This window comes from Frankia sp. AiPs1 (assembly GCF_023716945.1).
Lineage (GTDB): Bacteria > Actinomycetota > Actinomycetes > Frankiales > Frankiaceae > Frankia.
The window spans coordinates 1-4,940 of sequence record NZ_JAMQQF010000455.1; the positions used below are offsets into that span (position 1 = coordinate 1).

At 74.7% G+C, this 4,940-nt stretch carries 3 protein-coding genes; 2 read left to right on the plus strand and 1 reads right to left on the minus strand.

Annotated elements, in window-relative coordinates; all coding sequences use genetic code 11:
• The coding region (locus tag ND748_RS25115; protein WP_251748487.1) for an effector-associated domain EAD1-containing protein at positions 1–381 on the minus strand (381 nt) is incomplete at its 3' end.
• Positions 382–800: 419 nt separating this feature from the next.
• Here ND748_RS25115 and ND748_RS25120 point away from each other — a divergent pair.
• Together ND748_RS25120 and ND748_RS25125 are read left to right on the plus strand one after the other, a co-directional pair.
• The gene (locus tag ND748_RS25120) at positions 801–1,844 is read left to right on the plus strand and encodes a hypothetical protein (protein ID WP_251748489.1); all 1,044 of its coding nucleotides are present in this window, start codon (positions 801–803) and stop codon (positions 1,842–1,844) included.
• Between the two features lie 8 nt (positions 1,845–1,852).
• Positions 1,853–4,940, plus strand: a 3,088-nt coding sequence (locus ND748_RS25125; RefSeq protein ID WP_251748491.1) for a hypothetical protein, incomplete at its 3' end; no start/stop codon positions are given.

Below are 4,940 nucleotides of genomic sequence, written 5' to 3' on the forward strand. Positions count from 1 at the left end.
CCCCACCGAAGGCGCCGGCGCGGCCCGGCCGGCCGGGGGACCCGCCGACTGGGGACCCGCGGCGGGCGAGGATCCGGCCGGCTCGACGACCGCGGCGAAGACCTCATTGGCGGGGTAGAGCGCCGCCGCCGCGGCCAGGATGTTGATCCGCCCGTCCAGCAACACCCCGAGGCGAAGGTGGTGGTTGACCTCGTCCCAGAACTCCAGCGGGGTCTGCGTCGTCCAGGACGGCTGCCGCCAGCGCTCCAGACCGGCCCGTTCGAGCACCGCCATCGCGGTGGACGGGCGATGGAAGGCGCGCGCGAGCATCTCCACCTCGATGTCGGACAGCCGCTGCGTCACCGCTCCCCCCGAACCGTCCCGCCGCGCCGACAGCCACACCTGGCGAACGCCGCGCCGCCGCCGTCCGCGCCGGGTTTCGCGACTCCCGCCGGACGCTGCTGGCCGATCTTACGTGGCGGCCGACCTGGGCGCACATAGCGTACGTTGCCCGGCACAATCGGTCAGACGTCCGGCGGCCACGTCACTCCATGATGATCGGACCATTTTGGCGGCTTGACCGGGTGGCCAGACCGCTCCATACTGCAACAAATCTGTCGCGTCGAGCCCGCGAACCATGACGGAGAGTGGCCCCCGGGGCTGCCCGCTTCCGCCTGGGATGTTCGCTGCCGGCGCCGTGTCGGGGGGCACCTTATTTTCACCGTTCGTCCTGTGCGTACCGACGCGTGCGGCGCTGTCCCGCGCGCCGCGGACGCCGTCGTCCGAGCTCGGGGAGTGCGGGGAGTGCGGGGAGCGCGGCTGTGACGGCGCCGGTGGGGCAGCCGACCCAGCTTGCGCGCATCGGTCTGTGGGGCGCCCCGCAGAGCGGTAAGACGACCTTCCTTGCCGCGCTCAACATCGCCGCCATCAGCCAGCCGACCGTCCCGGGCAGCCCGTCCTGGATCGTCATCGGCGGCGACGACGACGCGGGAGCGTTCCTGTCCGAGAACACCGACCTGTTGCAGAGCCGGCACGTCTTCCCCTCGGCGACTCCGGGCATGACGGCGCTGAGCTGGCGGTTCATCGGTCCGGCGCGGGGCGGGCGGCTTGCCGGGCGGCCCCTGCGCCGCGGCTCGCGGCCGGAGAACATGGTCTTCGTCGTCGAGCTGCTGGACGTGGCCGGCCGCTACTTCGGCAGCTCCACCCCGAAGAACTCGCTGCCCTCCTCCTCGGTGTTCGACGAGGGGGCCGGGCTGTTCGACGGCGAACCGGACGCGCCCGACGAGTGGGAGCTGCTGCTTGACCATCTGAGCATGTGCGACGGGCTGGTCTACCTGTTCGATCCGGTCCGGGAACAACGCAACAGCGACGCCTACGAGTTCTTCCAGCGCACCCTGGAGCAGGTCACCCGGCGGTGTTTCGAGGCCAACCGCCTGCGCGGCGGAAAACTGCCGCACTTCCTGGCGGTGTGTGTCACGAAGTTCGACGAGCCCGCGGTGTTCCGCCAGGCGTTCCGCACGGGTGTGGTTCTCACCGGCGACGAGCCGGAGCGTATCCCCCGGGTACCCGACAACCTCGCGAAGACCTTTTTCGATCGGCTGTGCGACGAGGGCCACGAGGGTTCGGCCCGGCTGGTCCGCGGCAGCATCAACAACTACTTCCACCCCGACCGGGTCTCCTATTTCGTCAGTTCGTCCGTGGGCTTCCATATCGGGCCGTCGGGGTACTTCCGCGCACACGACTTCGCCAACGTCGTCAAGACCGGCGGGGAGGCGCGCATCCGCGGCGCGATCCGGCCGATCAACGTGCTGGAGCCGTTCCTCTGGTTGGAGGAGAGCACGCGGTCGGCCGCCCGCAAGAGGTGAGCGTGCCGGTGGCCGGGGACGCCGTGCGCCTGCCCGCCGGCTGGGCGGTGATGACGAAGGAGCCGGGCAGCGACGACGACTACGCCGTGCTGCGCTGCGGCGGCTACTTCAGCCGGCCGCAGTACGAGCAGATCCTGCGCCGGTTCAACCCGGGCACGCCGCCGGCCCGGTCGCTGTCCGACCCCAGCGGCGAGTCGCTGCCCTGGGCGACGATCTGCTACGCGCCCCGCGGCGCGGACACGGTGCTGGGGGTCGCCGTCCGCTCCTGGACGGAGCACGTCGACGGCGCCCACCGGCCGATCGCGGCGACCCGCTTCGTCTGCGTCCCCTTCTCCGCCCTGCGCGAGACGCCGGTGTCCTACACCGACCTGTACGCCGCCGCGATCCGCCTCGACCTCGACGGCCTGCCGGACGGCGCTGGCACCGTCGAGCTGACCGTGGGCCGGCTGCGCGCCGCGGACGTCGAGGCGACCCTGGCCGAGCTGGACGTCGACCTGCCGACGGCGGCGGCGACCGCGGCGACGCTGCTCACCCGACCGGTGGCGGTGCTCGGCGCCCCCGTCAGCCAGCCGGACGACCAGGCGCTGACCCGCCTGCGTTACCTCGACGCGGTCGTCTCGCTGCTGCCCTACGGCCAGCGGGCCCGGCTCGTCGCCAGCACCTGGTTCGATCAGGGCGGCGCCCGGCACATCCGGCTCGGCTTCGGCGCCCGGGAACGGGCCGACCACGCGGGCGCGCCGTGGCAGCAGGGCGAGCGGATCCTGCGCCCGTTGCGCGGCGACGCCCGCAGCTACCATCACCTGCTCGTCGGCCTGGTCGAGGGGCAGGGCTGGTCACTGACCCGGGTCGTCGAGTTCCTCGCCGCCGAGACCGAGCCGCACCCGGCCGACGACGCCGCCCACGCGGTCGCCTGCCTGGCTCGCGCCGATCCCGTCACCCACGTGCGCGGCCTGCTCGCCGCGGGCACCGCGACCGCGGCCGACCTGCTGGCGCTGGTCACCACCGGAAGCGTCGACATGCTGGCGCGCAACGAGGTGGAGCGCGCCGCACACGTGCTGGTGGCGGACGCGGGCGCGGAAAGCCTGGACGCGCTGGCGATCTCCTGGCCGGGCTGGGCCGACCGCGGCCTGGTCGGCCCGGACCAGCGGGCCCGGTTGATGGGCGTGGTGACCCGCGCCGCCTGGGCGGTGCTGTGGGGCCCGCGGCCGGATCCGGCGGCGGCGAACCGGCTCGCCGACCTGGCCGCCGCGCTCGACTTCTGGCCGACGCTGACCGCCCATGTGGCCGGCCCGCGGCTCGACGACCAGCGGTGGGCGGGAGGCCCGCTGGGGGTTCCCGCGGCGCCCGCCCGGTTCCTCGCCGAGCAGATCCGGCTCGGCCGGCTGTCCGTCGACCGCGGGCAACGCGTCGCCGAGCACGTGCGCCACGCTCTCGCCGCGGCGCCCGCCGTCGTGCTCCTCGACCTGGTCGCGCTGGTGGACACCGTCGATCCTGACCGGACCGGCGGCTGGTTGCGCTGGCTGGCGTCCGCCGACCGGGCCCGCGAGCTGGTCGCCTGCACCGACGCCTGGGGTGGCGCGACGTCCGCGGCGGCAGTGGCGCGCGTCGCCCGGCACGGGGAACGGCACGTGCTGACCCTGCTCCGGCTGGCCCGCCACGGGCCGTCGGAGCTGCCGTTCCCGATCACCCCGGTGCTCGACTGGCTGCTGCGCACGCTGGCGGCGCTGCCGGTGGAACGCCGCCGTGACTGGGCGGCGGAGCTCACCGAGTGGCGCAGCGGCGACCCGACCATCGCGGCCCGGCTCGACCTGCTCGAGCTCGCGCTGACGGGGGCGGTCCGGGTGCCGCTCGCCGGACGGTTCGCCGGCGAGGGATGGCCTCAGCCGTACCGGACCGCGTTCCTGGAGTACTTCACGGTTCTGCGTGACGCTGGTGGCCGTGACGCTGGTGGCCGTGACGCAGGGAGCCGTGACGCTGGTGGCCGTGACGCGGGAGAGCGGGCGGCGGGGGAGCGCAACGGCGCCGCGTCGGCGTGCGAGCGGGTGGTGGCGGGGCTCGCGGCCGACGTCGCCGCGCACGGGCTGCCCGCGTCCGCGTCCGGGTCCGGGTCAGGTGCTGCGGCCCAGGCGATGCTGTCCGTCCTGGCCAGGGTCGCCACCGCCGACCACGTGGACGCCGCCGCCCTGGTGCTCGCGGTGTACGGGCTGCTGGAGCGGCGCCGCGAGCTTCACCAGGTGGCGGGTGGCAAGGAATGGCGCCGGCTCGTCACCGAGGACTATCCGGCCACCCGGGCCGCGCACCTGACCGCGCGGGTGCGCGCCCTGCCGGCCGATCCCGACGTCGAGGCGGTCGGCGACCTGTGCGCGGACGCCCTGCTGGTCGGGGTGCGCCCGGCGGAGTTGCTCGCGGCCCTGCGGGCGAGCGCCTGGCAGCTCACGGGGTCCGACGCGCTGGAGATCGTCGTCGGCTGCGTGGACGAGATCGCCCGGCGCGCCGTGAACCCACGGGCGATGCCCACCGATGTCCGCGTCGGCGGCGCCCTGCGCGAGCTGGTGCGTGGCGTGTGCCGCGGGGAGGCGGGCGCGCTGCCCGTCCCGGATTTCATCGCGCGGCTGGGCTCGCTCGCCCTGTTCGAGACGGGCCTGCTCACGACGCTGCTCGGCGCCGTCGACGGCGCCGAACCGGACGGCCTGGCCATGATCCAACGGGCCGACCGCAACCTGCGCGCCGTGCTGGCCGGAGCGGCCCCGGCCGGCCGGTGGCCCGGCGCTCCGAGCGTGGACGTGACCGGCTGGGCCATCCCGGCGCTGCATACCGACTACCTCGACCTGACCCGGCAGATGACGGCCGAGCTGGCAGCGGACCCGCTGGTCACGGTGCTCGCCCGCGTCGCCGGGGATTCCCGCCGGCCCACCGACAGCGAGGGCCTCTACCTGCTGCTGGGCGAGCTCGCGGTGGCGGCGTTGCCCGCGGACCCGCCCGCGGCGGGCCTGCTGGTCCCCGCCGTGCAGGAGATTGCGGCGGGCCGGATGGGAGCCGCCCTCGCCGACGATCTCGCCGGCTGGCTCGCCGAGGTCGCGCCGGCCCGGCTGTGGC